The following is a 19,671-nucleotide window of genomic DNA, read 5'->3' on the forward strand; positions in this document are numbered from 1 at the left end:
AAAATTCCCTTTTGGTATCCATCGAAAAAAGCAAGCTTTACAGGCTCGATGCTACTGATGTTCAATAAAATCAGCAAATAGTAAGAGAGAATCGTAAAGACCTCTTTCGGCCTCCGATCCCGCCCAAGGAATTCCAGCAATGGCGCGCCCGAATATTCTCATCCTGATGGTCGATCAATTCAACGGAACCCTGTTTCCCGATGGCCCGGCCGATTTTCTCCACGCGCCCGTGTTGAAAGTGTTGGCGGAACGCTCCGTGCGCTTTGCCAACAGCTATACGGCAAGCCCGCTCTGTGCACCGGCACGGGCTTCCTTCATGTCCGGGCAACTGCCGAGCCGCACCCGTGTCTATGACAATGCCGCCGAATTCGCCTCCGATATCCCGACCTTCGCCCACCATCTGCGCGCCGCCGGCTATCAGACGGCGCTTTCCGGCAAGATGCATTTCGTCGGGCCGGACCAGATGCACGGCTTCGAGGAGCGGCTGACCACGGATATCTATCCCGCCGATTTCGGCTGGACGCCGGATTATACCAAGCCGGGTGAGCGCATCGACTGGTGGTATCACAATCTCGGCTCAGTGACCGGCGCCGGTGTCGCCGAGATCACCAACCAGATGGAGTATGACGACGAGGTCACCTATCACGCCACCCGCAAGCTGCTCGACCTGTCGCGCGGCCACGATGAGCGGCCCTGGTGTCTGACCGTCAGCTTCACCCATCCGCACGACCCCTATGTCGCCCGCCGCCGCTTCTGGGATCTCTATGAGGATTGCCCGGCGCTCGACCCCGAGGTCGGCGAAATCCCGTTCGACCAGCAGGACCAGCATTCGCAGCGGTTGATGAAGGCCAGCGATCACGCCGCCTTCGACATCACGCCCGAACAGGTCCGCCGGGCGCGGCGTGGCTATTTCGCCAATATCTCCTATGTCGACGAGAAGATCGGCGAAATCCTCGATGCGCTGGAGCGCGGCCGCATGGCCGACAACACCATTGTGCTGTTCGTCTCCGACCATGGCGATATGCTCGGCGAGCGCGGGCTGTGGTTCAAGATGAACTTTTTCGAAGGCTCGGCCCGCGTGCCGCTGACGATCGCTGCACCCGGCTGGCCTGCCCGTCGCATCGACCAACCAGTGTCGACGCTCGACGTGACGCCGACGCTCGCCGGCCTCGCCGGTATCGACATCGCATCGCTGCGGCAATGGACGGATGGAGAGGATCTGGCTCCGCTCGCCCTTGGGACGGGAAGCCGTGGGCCGGTGCCGATGGAATATGCGGCGGAAGGCTCCGAAGCGCCGCTCGTCGGCCTGCGCGATGGGCATTACAAGCTGATCCTCTGCGACAAGGACCTGCCCCTACTCTTCAATCTCGAGGCCGATCCCAAAGAACTGACCAATCTCGCTGGCGATCCCGGCCATGCGGAAATCCTGGCGCGGCTGACCGCGCAGGCGATGCAGCGCTGGAACCTCGCCGCCTTCGACGCCGCCGTGCGCGAGAGTCAGGCGCGGCGATGGGTGGTCTATGCAGCGCTGCGCAACGGCGCCTATTACCCCTGGGACTATCAGCCGCTGCAGAAGGCCTCCGAGCGCTATATGCGCAATCATATGGACCTGAACGTGCTGGAGGAGAACCAGCGCTTTCCGCGCGGGGAATAAGCTTTCCTGTGGTTTGGCTTTGCCGGAGACGATATGGTCTGGCCAAAGCAAGGGAGAAAATGTCCATGAAAATCAGCGCACGCAACCGCCTCAAGGGCAAGGTCGTCGAAGTCACCAAGGGTGCGACAACCGCCCATGTCCGCATCGATATCGGCAACGGCTCGATCGTCACCTCGTCGATCACCAACGAAGCGGTCGATGAACTGGGCCTGACGGTCGGCGCTGACGCCTATGCCGTCATCAAGGCATCCGACGTCATGGTCGCCGTCGACTAAGTTTCCCGCTTCTGGCAGTAATGCGCTGTTTCGCCGTCGCCGGTCTGGAAATCACCAGGCTGCGGCGGCGCAATAGGCTTGAACAAGGTCCTGTCCGGCTTCAGGTCCAGAAGCGGCGTGCCATCGAGGCAATCGAGGCCGCGCACGAGCAAGGTCGCGCCCTCTACCGCTTCCAGCTTGACGATGGAGGTGCCGATCGGGTTTGGCCGCACCGGCGAGCGCAGTGAAAATGTACCGTGCACCTTGCCGCTATTGGCCGGGCTTTGCAGCACCAGATCGCGGCGTGAGCGGTCCAGCCAATAGAGAATTTCCAGCCGCTCGAAAGCCTCCACGCCTTTCAGCGCCGGCACCCAGGGCTCGAAGAGCTCGATACGGCAAAGCGGCCCGTCATGCCGCCCCTGACGCGGCGTCTCCATCCGCGAGGTCCATGGCGTCGAGATGCGGCCGATGAAGACGAGACCGGCATCGGTCGCGGCCGGTGGCTCGACGGCCACCTCGTTTTCGCGAATTTCATTCTCGCGGACCATGGTTTCCCCCTTCCGGAGCAAGAGTGTTCGGCGGCTTGGCCGATGTGGTTATGAAATCGATGAATGCCCTGAGCGGAGCGGGCACAAGGCGCCGCCCGGGATAGTAAAGAAACGGCCCGGAGAAGGACTGCCACCATGGTTCGAGCACGGGTTCGAGCGCGCCGCTGTCGAGATGCGGGCGCAGCCATTCCTCGAAAAGATAGACGATGCCGGTGCCGGCGATCGCAGCGGCCACGACGAGATCGGTCGCGCCGCCGATGCTGACGATGAGCGGGCCTGTGGGAGTGATCCGCACGATTTCGCCGTCACGCTCGAACTCGCAGGGCGGCATCAGGCCGCTAGAGAAACGACCACGAAGACAGGCGTGATTGATCAGCTCGCTCGGATGCTCCGGCCTGCCATGAAGGTCAAGGTACGAGGGTGAAGCGGCAGTGGCGAAGCGCTGGGTACGTGGCCCGATCGGTATGGCGATCATGTCCTGCTCCAGCCGCTCGTCATAGCGGATGCCGGCATCGCAGCCGGCTGCGAGGACATCGACAAAGCTGTCCTCGGCGATGATCTCCAGCTGGATGTCGGGATAGGCGGCAAGAAACCGCGGAACGATGTCAGGCAACACAAGCCGCGCCGCGCTGATCGGCACGTTCAGCCGCAAGGTTCCCGCCGGCCTGTCGCGGAAACCGTTGACCACGTCGAAGGCCGCCTCCATCTCCGACAGTGCGGGGCCGAGCCTTTCCAGCAATCGCTCTCCCGCCTCGGTCGGCACGACGCTGCGGGTTGTCCGATTAAGTAATCGCACACCAAGCTCGGCCTCAAGGCGGCGGACCGCCTCGCTCAAGCCCGAAGGGCTTTTGCCGCTCAGGCGCGCGCCCTCGCGAAAACCCTTGGCACGCGCCACGGCGACGAATGCGCTCATGTCCAGCAGATCGATCTTCACTGTTCGCTACTCCGCACAGCCTGTGCGGATTGTACCGGATTATCACGCAAGGCAACAACGCCTATTTCTGAAGGGAAGCTAAAAAGGAGATATCCCATGTCCAGCATCGACCACTCCGGAACATTCACCCTTGGCGATCGCACCGTGAAGCGGCTCGGCTATGGAGCCATGCAGCTTGCCGGGCCTGGCGTGTTCGGACCACCCAGGGATCACGACGCGGCGGTAGCCGTCCTCAGGGAAGCCGTTGCGAGCGGCGTGAACCATATCGACACCAGCGACTTCTACGGCCCGCACGTCACCAATGAAATCATCCGGGAGGCGCTCCACCCCTATCCTGACGATCTTGTCATCGTCACCAAGATCAGCGCCCGCCGTGGAACGGACGGGTCGTGGATCCCGGCCATGTCGCGCGAGGAATTGACGCAGGCCGTGCATGACAACCTGCGCAATCTCGGCCTTGATGTGCTCGATGTGGTCAATCTTCGCAGCATGCTCGATGTTCATGGCCCGGTCGAGGGATCGCTCGAAGCGCCTTTGACGGTGCTCGCCGAACTTCAGCAAAAAGGCCTGGTGCGCCATGTAGGGCTCAGCAACGTCACGCCGACACAGATCGCCGACGGCCGCAAGATCTGCGATATCGTTTGCGTGCAGAATTTCTACAATCTGGCGCACCGCAATGACGACGCCCTCATCGACGCGCTTGCCCGCGAGGGCACCGCCTATGTGCCGTTCTTCCCCCTCGGCGGGTTCAGCCCGCTGCAATCGTCAACGCTCTCCGACGTTGCAGAACGCCTCGGTGCCACCCCCATGCAGGTTGCACTCGCCTGGCTGCTTCGCCACGCGCCCAACATTCTGCTCATCCCGGGCACCTCCTCCGTCGCCCATCTGCGGGAGAATCTGAAAGCGCCCGAGCTCCATCTGCCGGACGACGCATTGGCGCAGCTTGATGGCGTGGCAAAAGCCAGCACGACCTGAGAGCCGGAGGCTCCCGTTCCATGATCCCCAATATCACGCCGCCTAGACGGTGTGATTTTCTTTGATGGCGAGGCAGCGCTCCGCCTTGGCCGGTACCGCCCCCGACGCGCGCTTTTATGACATCGCATGTAATTGAGAGCCTTCGCCCGGCGGCATCGATGATCAGCCACGCTTCAGCGGCGGCCGGCAGAATGCCGATAAACGCAAACGCTAGAACATCACGAAACTATGTTTTCCGGCATTGCCGAAAACCCTAGAAATCCTCTATCGCCGAAGCGCAATTCGAAGCCAGAGCCCAGCGCTCCGACGACTGCTCGGCAAGTGCCGCCAAGGTGACCTTTGCGAACTTCGCCAGCAGGATCGCTTCTCCCTCGCTCATCGCCTCGGCAAGGGAAGCGTTCACCGCCTGCTCGATGACGCAATTCGGATTGTCTCCCGCCAGGCCGATCGAGAACAGCTGCGGCGCACCTAACGCATTATGGATATCGAGCAGCGTGATCTCCCGCAGCGGCTGCGCCAGCACCCAGCCGCCGCCGTGCCCCTTTTCGGAGCGGACATAACCCTGATCTCGCAACCCGGCCATGGTTCGGCGCACCACGACGGCATTGGTGCCCAGCATCGCCGCAATGGTTTCGGACGTCGCAGCGCCTTCGTGGCGATCCATGTGGATCAGCACATGCAGCATACGGGATAGGCGGGTGTCGTGTCTCATGGCGCGGTTCCGATCGTCTCCGGGTAGCACCGACATCTACCAAAGACACGATCATGCAACAACAGGAGTTGCATAACTATTGACGCAACCAATCACGTAACATAAAAAGTATCGTGATATCGAGCCGGCCTTTGCCGGCGATAAAGCAGAATGAGCACGAAAGGCTGATTTCCATGTACTTCGATGTGATCATCATCGGCGGCAGCTATGCCGGCATGTCCGCAGGCCTCCAGCTTGCCCGCGCCAGGCGGGATATTCTGGTGGTCGATGCGGACGAGCGGCGCAATCGCTTTGCTAAGAGCTCACACGGGTTCCTCGGGCAGGACGGCCGTGATCCCGGCCTGATCGCCGCGGACGCGCGCGAACAACTGCAGCGCTACCCGACCGTCCATTGGTTGAACGCCAAGGCACAATCCGCCAAGCGGATCGAAGCCGGATTTTCCGTCACGGTCGGCGCGGGAGAGTTATTGAAGGGCAAGCGCCTGATCCTCGCGACGGGTGTCGTCGATCGATTGCCGGCCATTCCCGGCCTGCAGGAACGCTGGGGAAAATCGGTCTTCCATTGCCCCTACTGCCACGGCTACGAACTCGATCAAGGGCGCATCGGTGTGATCGCATCCTCGGAGCTCTCCATGCATCATGCCTTGATGCTTCCCGACTGGGGCACGACAACGCTGTTCACGAACGGCGCCTTCGTCCCCGATGCCGATCAGTCATCGCAATTGCGCGCTCGCAGCGTGACGATCGAGACGGCGCCGGTTCGCGAGATCCGCGGCGATCGCGCCGATGTGGTGCTGGAAGACGGCAGGATCATTGCGATGGACGGCTTGTTCACCTTGACCCAGACCTCAGTGCCGGCACCATGGGCGGAACAGCTCGGCTGTGCATTCGAGGACGGTCCGGTTGGGCGCTTCATCAGCACCGACGCCATGAAGCAGACGACCGCCAAGGGCGTGTTCGCCTGCGGTGACGCGGCAAGAGCCGCCGGTTCCGTGGCGCTCTCCGTAGGCGACGGAGCCCTTGCCGGCACAGCGGCCCACCGATCCCTTATGTTCGACAATGATTGACGGTGTCCGGCGCCGACATGCGCGAGGCTTTTATTACATCGCATGTAATTGAGAGCAGCACCTCACCCGGGGTATCTGACAATCGTCTTCTTGCAGGAAGAGCATTTCAAGCCCTTCAACATAGAGAGCTTTCGCCGGGACGATGTCGGTGGCCACGATTCTTTGTTCCAACGGCAGGCTCAGGAGAACCCCATGACCACGATGTCATTTACGAAAAAAGACGCTCCCCAATGGCTGCTGTCCTTCTGGCGGGAAATCGACGACAAGACCTTCGGCGAGGGCTTCAACTGCCTTACCGAAGGCGCAACGTGCAATCTCGGCGTTGCCGACTGGAAGGGCCGCGACACCATTCGCGAAAACCTGCGCGCCTTCATCGACACAGGCTTCACCGCATTGCATGATGTCACCGAATATTGGGACGGTGGATCGCTCAAAGTGTTTCGCGGGACCGTTACCATGACGCCCGATGACCGAACACAGCCGGTGGTTAGCCCGGTCATGACCCACTTCTTCTATATGGATGAGGTCGAGCCGACCAAAGTGCGTCATTGGTACGGATCCGTCGGGCCTATCGCGTTCTGACGAAAATCTACGGTGGCGGAGTTGTCGAATGATGGCCCCGCCACCGACGAACGAAGCGAGGCTTCTGCCGGATGAGCCCTTCCCGCATCAATTTAAGAATGCCGAATGAACTCGGACCGCAGCTGCGCGCATGGCGCGGCACACGCGGCAAGAGCCAACTCGATCTTTCCCTGGACACCGGCATTTCGCAGCGTCAGATAAGTTTTATCGAAAGCGGCAGGAGTACTCCTGGCCGTCACAATCTCTTGCACCTTGCCGAGGTGTTGGACGTACCACTCCGCGAGCGCAACTCCCTGCTCCTCGCAGCCGGCTATGCCCCGATCTATGCCGAAGGAAACTTCGACGATCGCGAGATGCAGGGCCTTACCAAGGCCCTCAAACGCATGCTTCGCCAGCATGAGCCGTTTCCGGCTGTAGTAATGGACCGCTACTGGAACGTCGTCATGACCAACGACGCGACCCCGCGCTTCTTCAACTGCTTTGTCGACATGGCCGGACGCGCGGCACCGCGCAATCTCCTCCATCTCATGTTCGACCCCGAGGGTATGCGGCCCTTCATTCCGGATTGGGAGCAGACGGCGAAAAGCCTGTTGGGGAGAGTCTTCCGCGAGTCCATCGGCCGCGTTATCGATGCGCGGACGAAGGAACTCATCGATAGTCTGCTTGCCTATCCCGATGTGAACGCCGAATGGAAAACATCCGTAGCGGCTGACAATACGCCCATGATCCCTCTGTCATTTATGAAAGACGGACAGCTTCTGAGGTTTTTCTCACTGGTCACGACGGTCGGCACCGCGCAGATGATAACGGCCCAGGAATTGCGGGTCGAATGCATGTTCCCGTTGGATGAAGCCACGGAGATTCACTACGCCGAACTGATGAACGCCGCCCAATAGAAGGGCAGCGTCAGAGCAGCAGTCGCTGATATCACGCCGCCTTGAAGGCGTGATATTCCTTGATAGCGACCATTTTGATAGCCGGATAACGTTCCGCCTCGTACCGCAGCGAGAAGCCGTCCTGGGCAAGGAAGACCGGGTCGCCGTCGAGGTCGCGGGCGATGTCGCCGCGACGGGCGGTGAGGAACTTGTCGAGGTCGGCAGGCTGGTCGGCCGAAATCCAGCGGCAGACGGAGAAGCGCGACATTTCGAAGGAGACCGGCAGGCCGTATTCGGCCATCAACCGCTCCTTCAGGACGTCAAGCTGCAGCGCGCCGACGACGCCGACGATGGCGGGCGAGCCATCTTCCGGCGAGAAGAGCTGCACGACGCCCTCTTCGGCCATCTGCTGCAAGGCTTCCTTCAGCTTCTTCGCCTTCATCGCATCTTCAAGACGCACGCGGCGCAGGATTTCCGGTGAGAAGTTCGGCACGCCCTGGAACACGAGGGATTCGCCCTCGGTCAGCGTATCGCCGATGCGCAGCGTCCCATGGTTGGGGATACCGACCACGTCGCCGGCATAGGCTGTGTCCGCAAGCTGGCGCTGCGAGGCGAAGAAGAATTGCGGCGCGGTGAGGCCGAGCTGCTTGCCGGTGCGCGACAGACGCGCCTTCATGCCGCGCTCGAGCTTACCCGAGCAGATGCGGGCAAAGGCGATGCGGTCGCGGTGGTTCGGGTCCATATTGGCCTGGATCTTGAAGACGAAGGCCGTCATCTTGTCATCGGTGGCGTGAACCGTCCTGATATCGGCGACCTGGTCACGCGGCGGCGGCGCGAATTCACCGAGCGCGTTGATGAGGTCGCGGACGCCGTAATTGCGCAACGCCGAGCCGAAGAAGACCGGCGTCATGTGACCCTCCAGGAAGGACTCCCGGTCGAAGGGACGGCAGGCTTCGATCGCCAGTTCCGTCTCGTCGATGAAGCCCTGACGCTCGTTCTCCGGCAGCCTGCCGGCCACGGCCTGCGGGCCGTTGACGGGGGTTGGCGCCACTTCGGTATCCGAGCCGCGCACCGTATTGTCGGCCAGATGATAGGAGCCGCAGAAGCTTTTCGCCCGGCCGATCGGCCAGGTGATCGGCGCGGTATCCAGCGCCAGCTTCTCTTCCACTTCATCGAGAATCTCGAAGGGATCGCGGCTTTCGCGGTCCATCTTGTTGATGAAGGTGATGATCGGGATGTCGCGCATGCGGCAGACTTCGAACAGCTTCAGCGTCCGCGGCTCGATACCCTTGGCGGCGTCGATGACCATAACGGCGGCATCGACGGCGGTCAGCGTGCGATAGGTGTCGTCGGCGAAGTCTTCGTGGCCGGGCGTATCGAGAATGTTGAAGACATTGCCTTCATATTCGAAGGTCATGACAGAGGTCACGACAGAGATGCCGCGTTCGCGCTCGATCTTCATCCAGTCGGAGCGCGTCTGGATGCGATCCTTCTTCGCCTTGACTTCGCCGGCAAGCTGAATGGCGCCGCCGAACAGCAGCAGCTTTTCGGTGAGCGTCGTCTTGCCCGCGTCCGGGTGAGCGATAATAGCGAATGTGCGGCGGCGGGAGACCGCCTCGGCGAGACTTTCGGCCATGCGTGTGAATCCTGTGAATTGCGGCCGTATCTAGCGACTCAAGGCCGGGATTGCAATTGACCTTGGGCGCTCACGCGCAAACTAATGCCGCATGACCATTCACACCGATACGCGCCCGACGCTGAACCTCATCCGCCTTGCCCATGGCCGGGGCCTCGACCTGCCCGCCTACGAGACCAAGGGCGCGGCCGGCATGGACCTGCGCGCGGCAATCGAAGACGGCACCACCCTGACGCTCGCCCCCGGCAAGCGAGCGCTGGTACCATCGGGCTTCATCTTCGAAATCCCCGAGGGTTTCGAGGCCCAGATCCGCCCACGCTCGGGCCTTGCCTTCAAGAACGGCATCACCTGCCTCAATTCGCCCGGCACCGTCGACAGCGACTATCGCGGCGAAGTAAAGGTGCTGCTGATCAATCATGGCGACGAACCGTTCGAGATCACGCGCGGCATGCGTATTGCCCAGGTGGTGATCGCGCCGGTGACGCAGGTCCGTGTCGCTGAGATCACCGAAGTCAGCGACACGGCGCGCGGCGCCGGCGGCTTCGGCTCCACCGGCGTGTGATGTTGGATCTTGCCGGACAGCGTGGCCTGACCTTCCGCCAGGACTATTTCGACGATCCTTCAGCTTGGAAGGGGCTCGTTGATCTGCTGCACGATACGTTTTCCATCGACATCAGCATACAGGATCAATTCGGCGATCCTGATCCCAGCAGCATGCCGTTCGGCTATTTCGATGGCGACGGCCGCTGCGTTGCCAATTTCAGCGCCTTCTCCATGCCGATGATCATCAACGGCCGTGCCATCAAGGCAGCGGGCTATCAATCCGGTGCCGTCCGGCCGGAATGGCGCGAACGCGGCCTCTATCGCGACCTCATGCAGCGTGCCTTTGCCCGAACCTCAGCGGAAGGCTACGAACTCGATCTCCTACTCACCGACAAGCCGGCGCTCTATGAGCGTTACGGCTTTCGCAGCTTACCGCAGCATGTCTTCATTGCGCAGATGCCGAAGGTCCAGAAGTCCGACTCAATTGCCCGGCAGCTCTCCTTGGAAGCGCCTGATGATCTGCACCTGATCAAGACGCTTCTGCAAAACCGGCAGCCGGTTTCGGCCCGCTTTGCCGTTATCAGGCAGACGGAGATGTTTCTGCTGAATGCCTGTTTCAATCCTGCGATCCGCCTGACGGCACTTGGGGATGAGACGGTCATCGCATGGACGTTTGATGGTGCGACTTTCTGGCTTCTCGATGTAGCGGGAACGGCCATTCCGTCCCTGGCCACTATCTTGTGCGCGCTTGATCTCGAACCCGATCGTATCGAGATCTGCTTTTCTCCGGATCGCCTGGATTGCGACGTATCGCTGGGGCCTTATGAGGGCTACACGATGCTGATGGCGCGCGGCCAAGCGGCAGACGATATTGCCGGGCCGATCATGCTGTCGCCAATGGCGGAATTCTAGCGGGACAGCGGCGGCAGCCGGCGTTTGACCGGGGTTGCCTTGATCATCGACGTGTTGGTTTCGGCACGTTCGGTGATCTTGTCGAGGATGCCATCGAGGTCGCCCATCGACCGCACCACGAGCCGGCCGATGAAACAGTCTTCGCCAGTGACCTTGTCGCATTCGATGAATTCCGGCGTCTCTTGAATCAGGCGCTGGACCACATGCAATTGGCCGGGCAGCGGCCGGATGCGGACGATCGCCTGCAAGGAATAGCCGATCGCCTCAGGCGCGATATCCAAGGTGAACGCCGCGATGACGCCTCGCTCCTCCAACCGGCGCAGCCGCTCGGCGGCGCTCGGCGAGGACAAGCCCGCCACCTCGGCCAGTTCCTTCAGCGAAATCCGGGCATTGCGCGCGAGCGCCTCCAGCATCCGCTGGTCGATCGCATCGAGTTCTATCGCCGTATTAGGTACACCCATATCCTTGCCTCATATAATTAGGCGTTTCTGCCAATAATCTTTATCCAACCTATATCATACGTGCACTGGCGGCAATATTATCAGGCTCAGCAAACGGGAGCCCGGACGATGAACGAGATAAGACGCGGCACAGTGGAAATGACGGCGGCAATGCTGATTTCGGGGACGATCGGCTGGTTCGTGCTGATGTCGGGGCAGCCTGTCACCGGCGTCGTTTTCTGGCGCTGCCTGATCGGCGCGCTGACGCTTCTTGTCATTTGCGGCGCCATGGGCCTCTTGCGTCCCGGCATCCTCAGCCTGCGGACCTTCGCAATTGCGGTTGGCGGCGGCGTCGCCATCGTCCTCAACTGGCTGCTGCTTTTCGCCGCCTATTCGCATGCCTCCATCTCGATCGCCACAACCGTCTACAATACCCAGCCCTTCATGCTGCTCGGCCTCGGTGCGCTGTTTCTCGGTGAGAAGATCACGCTCACCAAGCTTTTCTGGCTGGGGCTCGCCTTTGCCGGCATGATTATCATCGTCGAAGGCAAATCCGCGCAGACTGGAACTGCGGGCAGCTATCTCATCGGCATCCTGCTCTCGCTCAGTGCCGCCTTCTTCTATGCGTTGGCGGCGATCGCCGCCAAATGGCTTAAGGGAACGCCGCCGCATCTGATCGCACTGATCCAGGTCTCGACCGGCATCCTGATGCTCGCGCCCTTCACGGATTTTTCCGATTTGCCGCAAGGTGCGGGCGGATGGTCCATTGTGGCGACGATGGGTATCGTCCATACCGGCCTGATGTATGTGCTGCTCTATGGCGCGATCCAGAAGCTGCCGACACATCTGACTGGCGCGCTATCCTTCATCTATCCGATCGCCGCCATCGTCGTCGACCGTTTTGCCTTCGGCCATGTGCTCGGGATCACCCAGATCGTCGGCGCAGTGATCATCCTGGCGGCGGCGGCAGGCATGAACCTCGGCTGGACGATCCCGTTGCCGCGTCCTAAAAGCGGTCATCTCCCAAAGGAAGCCGCCGAATGATCACCTGCTATCTCCGCTATACGATCGATCCCTACAAGCTCGCAGAATTCGAACATTACGCCAAGCTCTGGATCCCGCTCGTCAACCGCCTCGGCGGCACGCATCATGGCTATTTCCTGCCGCATGAGAGCGCCAACAATATTGCGCTGGCGCTCTTCAGCTTCCCGAGCCTCGCCGACTATGAGACCTATCGCCAGAGAATGGCCGAGGATGCCGAATGCCGCGCCGCCTTTGCCTATGCAGAAGAGACGCGCTGCATCCTCAGCTATGAGCGCAGCTTCATGCGGCCGGTTTTCTGATCCTACTTTGCCTAGAGCGTTTCAACGCTTCACTGAAGAGCAGAAACACTCTAGGTCTTTGTTTGTACGCAATTCCGGATGGAAAACCGCAGCGCACACTTTTCCTGGAATTTCTCTAGTTAGGGCAGCTTTCCGATTGGCCGTCGAGGCCTTCGGTCAGCCGCTCGAAGGCGATATTTGCCGATGAGCCATTGCGCGTGATGCGCACGACATAGAGTCCATCGAAATCCTTGCCATGCCATTTCGGCACCGCTTTGGCATCACCACCATTGTCGGTCATCAACCGGCGGGCGAGATCGACGATCTGCTTATGCTCCCAGGCGACGAAGACCAGCTTTCCGCGATAATCCGGCTTTTCCAACGCCGCTTTTAGGCCGTCGACGTCATCATAACCGAAGCTGGTATCGACCGGCAGGCTGAGGGCAATCGCGGTCGGCTCGATGGTCGCAAGCGGCCGGACATAATCATAGGAAGTGCCGGAATCATCCTTTTGCTTCGACGGATCGGGGGCAAAGATCGCCGCCGGCTTGCCGAAGAGGCGGGTGAGCACCGGCGGCAGCGCCAGTGCACGATTGAGCCCCTGGCAGCTTAGCTGACCGAGGCCGGCCTCAGGCTTCTCGCCGTGGCGCAGGAAGACGATCGTCTGCGTCGCCCCATCTGCCGCCATAGCCATCGACGTGGAGCCACAGAAGGAGGCGAGGCAGAGCAGCCCCACGGCAAATTGCTGCGGAGCCATCCGCATTACCGCTGCGCCTCGACCGCCATGCGTACGGCAAGGCCCGCCAGCACCGTGCCCATCAGCCAGCGCTGCACCAGCATGAAGGCCGGGCGCCGGGCGAAGAACATTGCGATGGAGCCGGCCGTCAGCGCGAAGATGGCGTTGAACGTCAGGCTGATGACGATCTGCGTGAAACCGAGAATGATGGATTGGGTGAAAACGCTGCCGGCAGCCGGGTCGATGAATTGCGGCAGCAGCGACAGATAGAGAATCGCAATTTTCGGATTCAGCAGACTGGTCACCAGCCCCATGGTGAACAGCCGGCGCTTGCTGTCTTTCGGCAGATCACGCACTTGGAAAGCCGTGCGGCCGCCGGGCTTCAGCGCATTCCAGGCAAGCCAGGCGAGATAGACGGCGCCCGCGAGACGAAGCGCGTCATAGGCAAAAGGCACGGCAAAAACGAAGGCGGTGATGCCGAACGCGGCGGACAACATGTAGAAGACGAAGCCGCCGGCGACGCCGCCGAGCGAGATCAGTCCGGCCGCCGGCCCCTGCGAGATCGATCGCGACACCAGATAGATCATGTTCGGTCCCGGCGTCAGCACCATGCCGAGAGCGATCAGGGCAAAGGCGATCATGCTGGTCAGATGGGGCATCGGGGTCTCCGGATGAGGGGACGTCAGAAGGCGATTTGAGCTGTCGGGACGAGCTTGATTTCATGCGGCCCGGCATCAAAGCCGTCAAGCAGCATATTGTGATGAGAGACAATCGCCTCGAACGATAGCTTGCCCATATCGGCGGTCGTATGGCCGTCGCTGATCAGCGTTACGTCGAAGCCGAGCGAGACCGCACGCCGGGCCGTGGTGTCGACGCAGAATTGGGTCATGCAGCCGCCGATGATGAGGCGGGTGATCCCCTTGGCACGCAGGCGCTGCTCAAGGTCGGTCCCGAAAAAAGAATCGCAACTCGTCTTGTGGACCACAACATCGCCCGCCTCCGGAGCGATTTCCCGCCGCAGCTGCCAGCCCTCGCCGCGCTTGGCCAGGCGATGAGCTCCATGGCCGTCATGCTGGACGATGAAGGACGGAATGCCGGCGGCACGCGCCACGCGCTTCAAAGCCGCAAGCTTGGAGACGACCGTCTCAAGGGCGGCATCGATTGCCGGCTGGCGCGCTGGCGTGCCAAGGCCGGTCAGGACGGCGTTCTGGAGATCGATCAGGAGCAATGCGGAGGACATGGGAGCCTTATGCAGCGTGGTTTCGACGGCGTGGTTCGGCAGACCGTTAATCCTTTGGTAGTGTATTCGCGCAGACAGCACAACCGCTTGAAAAGGCAGGAATGCTGCGATAGAGCAACCAGATGTCTTTGGAGGGAGATCACCATGACGCTGGCTGCCTTGCTCACCTATAGCGGCGCGCTTTTCATTGCGGCCGCCATCCCCGGCCCGGGTGTCATAGCGGTCGTCGCGCGTGCCCTCGGCTCCGGCTTTCGCGAGACCTTCTTCATGGGCCTCGGGCTGGTTCTCGGTGATATGATCTATCTGACAGCGATTATTCTCGGCCTCGCCTTCCTGGCGCAGACCTTTACCGAAGTCTTTGTCGTCATCAAGGTCGCCGGCGCGCTTTATCTTGCCTACATCGCCTGGAAGCTCTGGACCACCGGGCTGATCTCCACCGATGTCACGGCGAAGAAATCGACCAGCGCCGGCATGTCCTTTCTTTCCGGCCTGCTGGTGACCCTCGGCAATCCGAAGACCATGCTATTTTATGTTGCGCTGGTGCCGACGCTGATCGACATCGATAGCATCGGGCTTCACGACTATGCAGCGCTGCTGGCTGTGACCTTCGTCGTACTCTTGGCCGTATTCGTCCCCTATATGCTGCTGGCTTCGCGGGCTCGCGGCTTCCTGAAAAATCCGAAAGCATTGCAGGTTTTGAACCGGGCCGCCGCGGGCGTCCTGGCCGGCACGGCAGCCTTCATCGCCACTCGCGCAGCTTAAAAAAACCTTCCTCAATAATGCCGCTTGGGAGAATCTTTTCCCAGTCGCCACCAGCGCCCAGAGTGGGATCACTCTGGTTTCCGCCGCCGTTTGATCCTATTGTGCCTTCACAATTCCAATAAAGGGAGAGCTACCCATGTCCGACACCCGCAAACCAGGCCGCGGCCGCGTCTATGCCTCGATCACCGAGACCATCGGCGACACGCCGCTCGTGCGTCTCGACAAGCTGGCCAAGGAGAAGGGCGTCAAGGCCAACCTCTTGGCAAAGCTCGAATTCTTCAACCCCATCGCCTCCGTCAAGGATCGTATCGGCGTCGCCATGATCGAGAGCCTGGAAGCCCAGGGCAAGATCACCCCCGGCCGCAGCGTGCTGATCGAGCCGACCTCGGGCAATACCGGCATCGCACTCGCCTTTGCCGCCGCCGCCAAGGGCTACAAGCTGATCCTCACCATGCCGGAAACCATGTCGATCGAGCGCCGCAAAATGCTGGCGCTGCTCGGCGCCGAACTGGTGCTGACTGAAGGGGCGAAGGGCATGAAAGGCGCCATCGCCAAGGCCGAGGAACTGGCCTCGACGCTGCCCGACGCTGTCATCCCGCAGCAGTTCGAAAACCCGGCCAACCCCGAAATCCATCGCAAGACGACGGCCGAGGAAATCTGGAACGACACAGACGGCAAGGTCGACATCTTCGTCTCCGGTATCGGCACCGGCGGCACGATCACCGGCGTCGGCCAGGTGCTGAAGGCCCGCAATCCCGGCATCAAGGTCATCGCCGTCGAGCCGGCCGATTCACCGGTTCTGTCCGGCGGCAATCCCGGCCCGCACAAGATCCAGGGCATCGGCGCCGGCTTCGCCCCGAAGATCCTCGACACCCATGTCTATGACGAAGTCGTCACCGTCACCAATGACGAAGCTTTCCAGCTCGCCCGCCTCGTCGCCAGGCTCGAAGGCGTGCCGGTCGGCATCTCCTCCGGCGCCGCTCTGACGGCTGCGATCAAGGTTGGCCAGCGGCCGGAAAACGAAGGCAAGACCATCGTCGTCATCATCCCCTCCTTCGCGGAACGTTATCTTTCGACGGTCCTGTTCGAGGGGCTGGGCGGCTGATAAAGTCTGCTACAATCATTAAATACCCAAAGGGCGCTGCGGCGCCCTTTGTTGTTTCAGCTACTTGCCCTCACGCCGCCGCCGTCAGCCGTTCGCCGGCGATGCGGTAGGAAATAGCCTCGGCGAGATGGATGCGCCCGACCGTCTGCTTGTCGTCGAGATCGGCAAGGGTGCGCGCCACCTTCAGCACACGATGATAGCCACGAGCTGAAAACTTCATCTTCTCGGCGGCATCGCGCAGCAATTGCAAGCCGGCGGCGTCCGGCTCGGCGATGGTTTCGATCATCGATGTCGAGCAGCGGGCGTTGGTGGAGATGCCCTTCAGGCCGGCCGCCTCGAACCGTTCGCGCTGCCGCTCGCGGGCGCGAGCGACGCGCAGCGCGACATCGGCGCTCTTTTCCGCCGTCGCCGGCCGGATGAGATCGGCGGTGGAGACGGCGGGCACGTCGATGCGGATATCGATGCGGTCGAGCAGCGGCCCGGAAATCCGGCCCTGATAATCCGAGACGCAGCGCGGGCCTCGGGCGCAGCTATGCCCCGGCTCTCCGGCCATGCCGCAGCGGCAGGGATTCATCGCCGCGATCAGCTGGATGCTGGCGGGGTAAGAAACACGATGATTGGCGCGGGCGATGATGCATTCGCCTGTTTCCAATGGCTGGCGCAGCGCGTCCAGTGCCTGCGGTGAAAACTCCGGAAGTTCGTCGAGAAAGAGAACGCCGTGATGGGCAAGCGAGGCCTCGGCTGGCCGGGCACGCAGCCCACCACCGACCAGCGCCGCCATGGTGGCGGAATGATGCGGCGTGCGATAGGGCCGTCGATCGGAGAGCTTGCCGCCGGACAGCTGACCGGCGACCGAATGGATCATCGACACTTCCAGCAGTTCCGCCGTCGACAGCGGCGGCAGGATGGACGGCAGGCGCGAAGCCAGCATCGACTTGCCGGAACCCGGCGGCCCGACGAAAAGCAGATTATGCCCACCGGCGGCTGCCACCTCCAGCGCCCGCTTGGCGCTCTCCTGCCCCTTGATATCGGCAAGGTCGGGGAAGTTGGCGGCGGCAGCGCGAATGGCGGGTTCCGGGCGAGACAAGACCTGGGTGCCACGAAAATGATTGGCGAGCGCGATCAGGCTGCGCGGCGCAAGAATATCGATCTCGGCGCCGGCCCAGGCGGCTTCGGGCCGCTTTCGGCCGGGCAGATCAGGCCCTTGCCCATGGCATTGGCGGCGATTGCGGCCGGCAGCGCGCCAGCGACGGGCGCGATCGTGCCGTCAAGATTGAGTTCGCCAAGGACAGCATAGGCGGATAGTGCATCCGCAGGGATAGCACCGAGTGCCGCCATCAGCCCGAGCGCAATCGGGAGATCGAAGTGACTACCCTCTTTCGGCAGATCTGCGGGCGCGAGATTGACCGTCACCTTCTTCGGCGACAGCGCCAGACCGGAAGCATGGAGTGCGGCCTGCACGCGCTCGCGGCTTTCGGCCACGGCCTTGTCGGGCAGGCCGACGATATGCATCAGCACCTTGCCGGGCGCGATCATCACCTGCACTTCGACGAGAACGCCTTCAATGCCCTGAAACGCAACCGTGCTGACACGCGCCACCATGCTCTATCCCCTGTGCCGCAAGCTTTTTACGCTAGCAACCCCATCCCTTTAGTAGGTTGCAGGTTGCAATCTTGCACGGAAAAAGGAATAAAATAAGAACAATAAACGAACAAATCTACTGCCGCACGAGATGTTACGACAGAAAGTTGTAATATAAGAACAAAATAAGACGAGAGCGCCGAAATCAGGCGCGCTTGGCCTCGATCGCATCCCAGAGCAGGCTGGCGATATCGGCACCACCGAAGCGCTTGACCTCGCGGATGCCGGTCGGCGACGTGACGTTGATCTCCGTCATATAGTCGCCGATGACATCGATGCCGACGAGGAGGAAGCCGCGTGCCTTCAGCGATGGGCCGATGCGGGCGCAGATTTCCTGTTCGCGCGCCGTCAGCTCCGTCGCCTCGGCGCGGCCGCCAACATGCATGTTGGAGCGGCTGTCATGCTCGGCCGGCACGCGATTGATGGCGCCGACCGGCTCGCCGTCGACCAGAATGATGCGCTTGTCGCCCTTGCGGACATCCGGCAGGTATTGCTGGGCAATGAAGGGCTCGCGGAAGAGCTGGCCGAACATTTCCAGCAGTGAAGACAGGTTGCGGTCGTCGCGGGTGGAGTGGAAGACGCCGGCGCCGCCATTGCCGTAAAGCGGCTTCAAGATGATATCGCCCATCTCTTCGCGGAAGCGGCGGATTTCGCCGGCATCGCGGGTGATCAGCGTCTTCGGCATCAGGTCGGCGAATTCGGTGACGAAGATCTTTTCCGGCGAATTGCGCACCCAGGCCGGATCGTTGACGACGAGCGTCTTCGGATGAATGCGCTCAAGCAGATGCGTCGAGGTGATATAGGCCATGTCGAAGGGCGGATCCTGGCGCAGCAGCACGACATCCATGGTCGACAGATCGACGCGCTCGGGTTCACCGAGTTCGAAATGGTCGCCCTTGACGTCGCGCAGGATCATCGGCTCGACCGAGGCATAGACCCTGCCGTCGCGCATGCTGAGACGCTCGGGCGTATAGTGGAAGAGCTTGTAGCCGCGGTTCTGGGCCTCCAGGCTCATGGCGAACGTCGAGTCGCCCGCGATGTTGATGCCCTGCACATGGTCCATCTGGACCGCAACATTCTTGATCTTTGCCATGATTTGCCCTCGCTCGAATTCGCCGACAGATTTAGGTCGGCCGGCGTTCAAACGCAACGGCTATTGAAGACTTCAGGCGGCGATACCCTGGGCGCCGCCCTGCCGCACCAGGTTGCGCAGGCGATAGGCCATGGTCAGCGGCTTCGGGAAAGGTTTGCGGCAGAAGGCGACCTTGCGCACATAGCGGTCGATGCGCCATGTCGCCCATGTGCCCCCGGCAAAATACGCGACGTCGCCGGCGCCGAGCAGGCGCTCAACGCCGTCCTCGGTGGTGATATGCACCTCGCCCTCGAGGATCATCACGGTTTCGTCCCAGCCGAAATGCCAGTGAAACTCGCCCGCCGTGCAATCCCACAATGCCGTCAGCGCGGCATCGTCCTGCCCGCGCGAATGCTCGGCAAGGCGAGCAACCGGCGCGCCAGCCACGACCCAGGACGGCTCGATCGGCGACGGCTTCATCTCCATCTCGCCGGCAGCACCTGCCACGAAGTTTTTCGACTGCGGCAATGCAGTCACGACCGGCACGGCACGGGCGGCAAAAGCCGCCATGCTCGCCAACATCAATCTCAAGACCATGCAATCCCCCAATTCCATGCGCGTCTCAGCCTTCATGACAGAGAAGGGTAACGGCACGGTTCAG

22 protein-coding genes and 1 pseudogene are annotated in these 19,671 nt (G+C 61.5%); 12 read left to right on the top strand and 11 right to left on the bottom strand.

Annotated elements, in window-relative coordinates:
* The first annotated feature begins 139 nt into the window (after positions 1–139).
* Together betC and PMI03_RS29035 are read left to right on the top strand one after the other, a co-directional pair.
* On the top strand, positions 140–1,654 hold the full coding sequence (gene betC, locus PMI03_RS29030; protein ID WP_007702757.1) for a choline-sulfatase: 1,515 nt from the start codon (positions 140–142) through the stop codon (positions 1,652–1,654).
* A gap of 65 nt (positions 1,655–1,719) precedes the next feature.
* Positions 1,720–1,929, top strand: coding sequence for a molybdopterin-binding protein (locus PMI03_RS29035; protein WP_007702758.1), 210 nt, complete (start codon positions 1,720–1,722; stop codon positions 1,927–1,929).
* Here the strand turns inward: PMI03_RS29035 and tsaA are convergent.
* Complete coding sequence (gene tsaA / locus PMI03_RS29040; protein ID WP_007702762.1) at positions 1,926–2,456, bottom strand: tRNA (N6-threonylcarbamoyladenosine(37)-N6)-methyltransferase TrmO; 531 nt, start codon at positions 2,454–2,456, stop codon at positions 1,926–1,928. The genes PMI03_RS29035 and tsaA overlap by 4 nt on opposite strands.
* Positions 2,440–3,390: a LysR family transcriptional regulator gene (locus tag PMI03_RS29045; protein ID WP_007702765.1), complete on the bottom strand. Its 951-nt coding sequence runs from the start codon at positions 3,388–3,390 to the stop codon at positions 2,440–2,442. The genes tsaA and PMI03_RS29045 overlap by 17 nt, the downstream gene beginning before the upstream one ends.
* A 96-nt stretch (positions 3,391–3,486) precedes the next feature.
* Between PMI03_RS29045 and PMI03_RS29050 the strand changes: the two genes are divergently transcribed.
* Positions 3,487–4,365 carry an aldo/keto reductase family oxidoreductase gene (locus tag PMI03_RS29050; RefSeq protein ID WP_007702769.1) on the top strand — a complete coding sequence of 293 codons (879 nt, stop codon included), beginning with the start codon at positions 3,487–3,489 and terminating at the stop codon, positions 4,363–4,365.
* A gap of 253 nt (positions 4,366–4,618) precedes the next feature.
* Here PMI03_RS29050 and PMI03_RS29055 read toward each other — a convergent pair whose 3' ends face one another.
* Positions 4,619–5,077 carry an Rrf2 family transcriptional regulator gene (locus PMI03_RS29055; RefSeq protein WP_007702772.1) on the bottom strand — a complete coding sequence of 153 codons (459 nt, stop codon included), beginning with the start codon at positions 5,075–5,077 and terminating at the stop codon, positions 4,619–4,621.
* Positions 5,078–5,250: 173 nt separating this feature from the next.
* Between PMI03_RS29055 and PMI03_RS29060 the strand changes: the two genes are divergently transcribed.
* From PMI03_RS29060 to PMI03_RS29070, 3 genes are all read left to right on the top strand, one after another.
* Positions 5,251–6,144: an NAD(P)/FAD-dependent oxidoreductase gene (locus PMI03_RS29060; protein WP_007702774.1), complete on the top strand. Its 894-nt coding sequence runs from the start codon at positions 5,251–5,253 to the stop codon at positions 6,142–6,144.
* Between the two features lie 192 nt (positions 6,145–6,336).
* Positions 6,337–6,726 (top strand): nuclear transport factor 2 family protein, encoded by a 390-nt coding sequence (locus tag PMI03_RS29065; RefSeq protein WP_007702775.1) that lies wholly within the window; start codon positions 6,337–6,339, stop codon positions 6,724–6,726.
* 98 nt (positions 6,727–6,824) lie between these two features.
* Positions 6,825–7,622, top strand: coding sequence for a helix-turn-helix domain-containing protein (locus PMI03_RS29070; RefSeq protein WP_012650852.1), 798 nt, complete (start codon positions 6,825–6,827; stop codon positions 7,620–7,622).
* A gap of 31 nt (positions 7,623–7,653) precedes the next feature.
* Here the strand turns inward: PMI03_RS29070 and PMI03_RS29075 are convergent, their stop codons facing one another.
* Complete coding sequence (locus PMI03_RS29075; protein WP_007702777.1) at positions 7,654–9,237, bottom strand: peptide chain release factor 3; 1,584 nt, start codon at positions 9,235–9,237, stop codon at positions 7,654–7,656.
* A 91-nt stretch (positions 9,238–9,328) separates the two neighbouring features.
* Here PMI03_RS29075 and dut point away from each other — a divergent pair, with 91 nt between their 5' ends.
* Positions 9,329–9,799, top strand: coding sequence for a dUTP diphosphatase (dut, locus tag PMI03_RS29080; protein WP_007702778.1), 471 nt, complete (start codon positions 9,329–9,331; stop codon positions 9,797–9,799).
* Complete coding sequence (locus tag PMI03_RS29085; RefSeq protein ID WP_007702779.1) at positions 9,799–10,692, top strand: GNAT family N-acetyltransferase; 894 nt, start codon at positions 9,799–9,801, stop codon at positions 10,690–10,692. The genes dut and PMI03_RS29085 overlap by 1 nt, the downstream gene beginning before the upstream one ends.
* On the opposite strand, the gene PMI03_RS29090 is transcribed toward PMI03_RS29085, so the two are convergent.
* A complete protein-coding gene (locus PMI03_RS29090) occupies positions 10,689–11,153 on the bottom strand; it encodes an Lrp/AsnC family transcriptional regulator (protein ID WP_007702781.1) in 465 nt (154 codons plus the stop codon). The genes PMI03_RS29085 and PMI03_RS29090 overlap by 4 nt on opposite strands.
* A gap of 108 nt (positions 11,154–11,261) precedes the next feature.
* Between PMI03_RS29090 and PMI03_RS29095 the strand changes: the two genes are divergently transcribed.
* Together PMI03_RS29095 and PMI03_RS29100 are read left to right on the top strand one after the other, a co-directional pair.
* Positions 11,262–12,176 carry a DMT family transporter gene (locus PMI03_RS29095; RefSeq protein ID WP_007702784.1) on the top strand — a complete coding sequence of 305 codons (915 nt, stop codon included), beginning with the start codon at positions 11,262–11,264 and terminating at the stop codon, positions 12,174–12,176.
* Positions 12,173–12,475, top strand: a complete 303-nt coding sequence (locus PMI03_RS29100) for an NIPSNAP family protein (protein ID WP_007702785.1) — start codon at positions 12,173–12,175, stop codon at positions 12,473–12,475. The genes PMI03_RS29095 and PMI03_RS29100 overlap by 4 nt, the downstream gene beginning before the upstream one ends.
* Positions 12,476–12,590: 115 nt before the next feature.
* On the opposite strand, the gene PMI03_RS29105 is transcribed toward PMI03_RS29100, so the two are convergent.
* Genes PMI03_RS29105 through PMI03_RS29115 form a run of 3 tightly spaced genes read right to left on the bottom strand, consistent with a single transcriptional unit; the run spans position 12,591 to position 14,430 of the window.
* A complete protein-coding gene (locus tag PMI03_RS29105; protein ID WP_007702787.1) occupies positions 12,591–13,217 on the bottom strand; it encodes a hypothetical protein in 627 nt (208 codons plus the stop codon).
* Positions 13,217–13,849, bottom strand: a complete 633-nt coding sequence (locus tag PMI03_RS29110; RefSeq protein WP_007702789.1) for a LysE family translocator — start codon at positions 13,847–13,849, stop codon at positions 13,217–13,219. The genes PMI03_RS29105 and PMI03_RS29110 overlap by 1 nt, the downstream gene beginning before the upstream one ends.
* Positions 13,850–13,872: 23 nt before the next feature.
* Positions 13,873–14,430, bottom strand: coding sequence for a cysteine hydrolase family protein (locus PMI03_RS29115; RefSeq protein ID WP_007702790.1), 558 nt, complete (start codon positions 14,428–14,430; stop codon positions 13,873–13,875).
* Positions 14,431–14,574: 144 nt separating this feature from the next.
* Between PMI03_RS29115 and PMI03_RS29120 the strand changes: the two genes are divergently transcribed.
* Together PMI03_RS29120 and cysK are read left to right on the top strand one after the other, a co-directional pair.
* Positions 14,575–15,192, top strand: coding sequence for a LysE family translocator (locus tag PMI03_RS29120; RefSeq protein ID WP_007702794.1), 618 nt, complete (start codon positions 14,575–14,577; stop codon positions 15,190–15,192).
* Positions 15,193–15,328: 136 nt separating this feature from the next.
* The gene (gene cysK / locus PMI03_RS29125) at positions 15,329–16,297 is read left to right on the top strand and encodes a cysteine synthase A (RefSeq protein ID WP_007702797.1); all 969 of its coding nucleotides are present in this window, start codon (positions 15,329–15,331) and stop codon (positions 16,295–16,297) included.
* Between the two features lie 70 nt (positions 16,298–16,367).
* On the opposite strand, the pseudogene PMI03_RS29130 reads toward cysK, so the two are convergent.
* The 3 genes and pseudogenes from PMI03_RS29130 to PMI03_RS29140 all read right to left on the bottom strand — a co-directional run bounded on the left by PMI03_RS29130 (position 16,368) and on the right by PMI03_RS29140 (position 19,607).
* Positions 16,368–17,899, bottom strand: a pseudogene (locus PMI03_RS29130) (YifB family Mg chelatase-like AAA ATPase).
* Positions 17,900–18,083: 184 nt separating this feature from the next.
* Positions 18,084–19,031, bottom strand: coding sequence for a glutathione synthase (gene gshB / locus PMI03_RS29135; RefSeq protein ID WP_007702805.1), 948 nt, complete (start codon positions 19,029–19,031; stop codon positions 18,084–18,086).
* A gap of 72 nt (positions 19,032–19,103) precedes the next feature.
* On the bottom strand, positions 19,104–19,607 hold the full coding sequence (locus PMI03_RS29140; protein ID WP_174005621.1) for a cupin domain-containing protein: 504 nt from the start codon (positions 19,605–19,607) through the stop codon (positions 19,104–19,106).
* Positions 19,608–19,671 lie beyond the last annotated feature (64 nt).

The sequence above is a fragment of the Rhizobium sp. AP16 genome (assembly GCF_000281735.1).
Classification (GTDB): Bacteria; Pseudomonadota; Alphaproteobacteria; order Rhizobiales; family Rhizobiaceae; genus Rhizobium; species Rhizobium rhizogenes.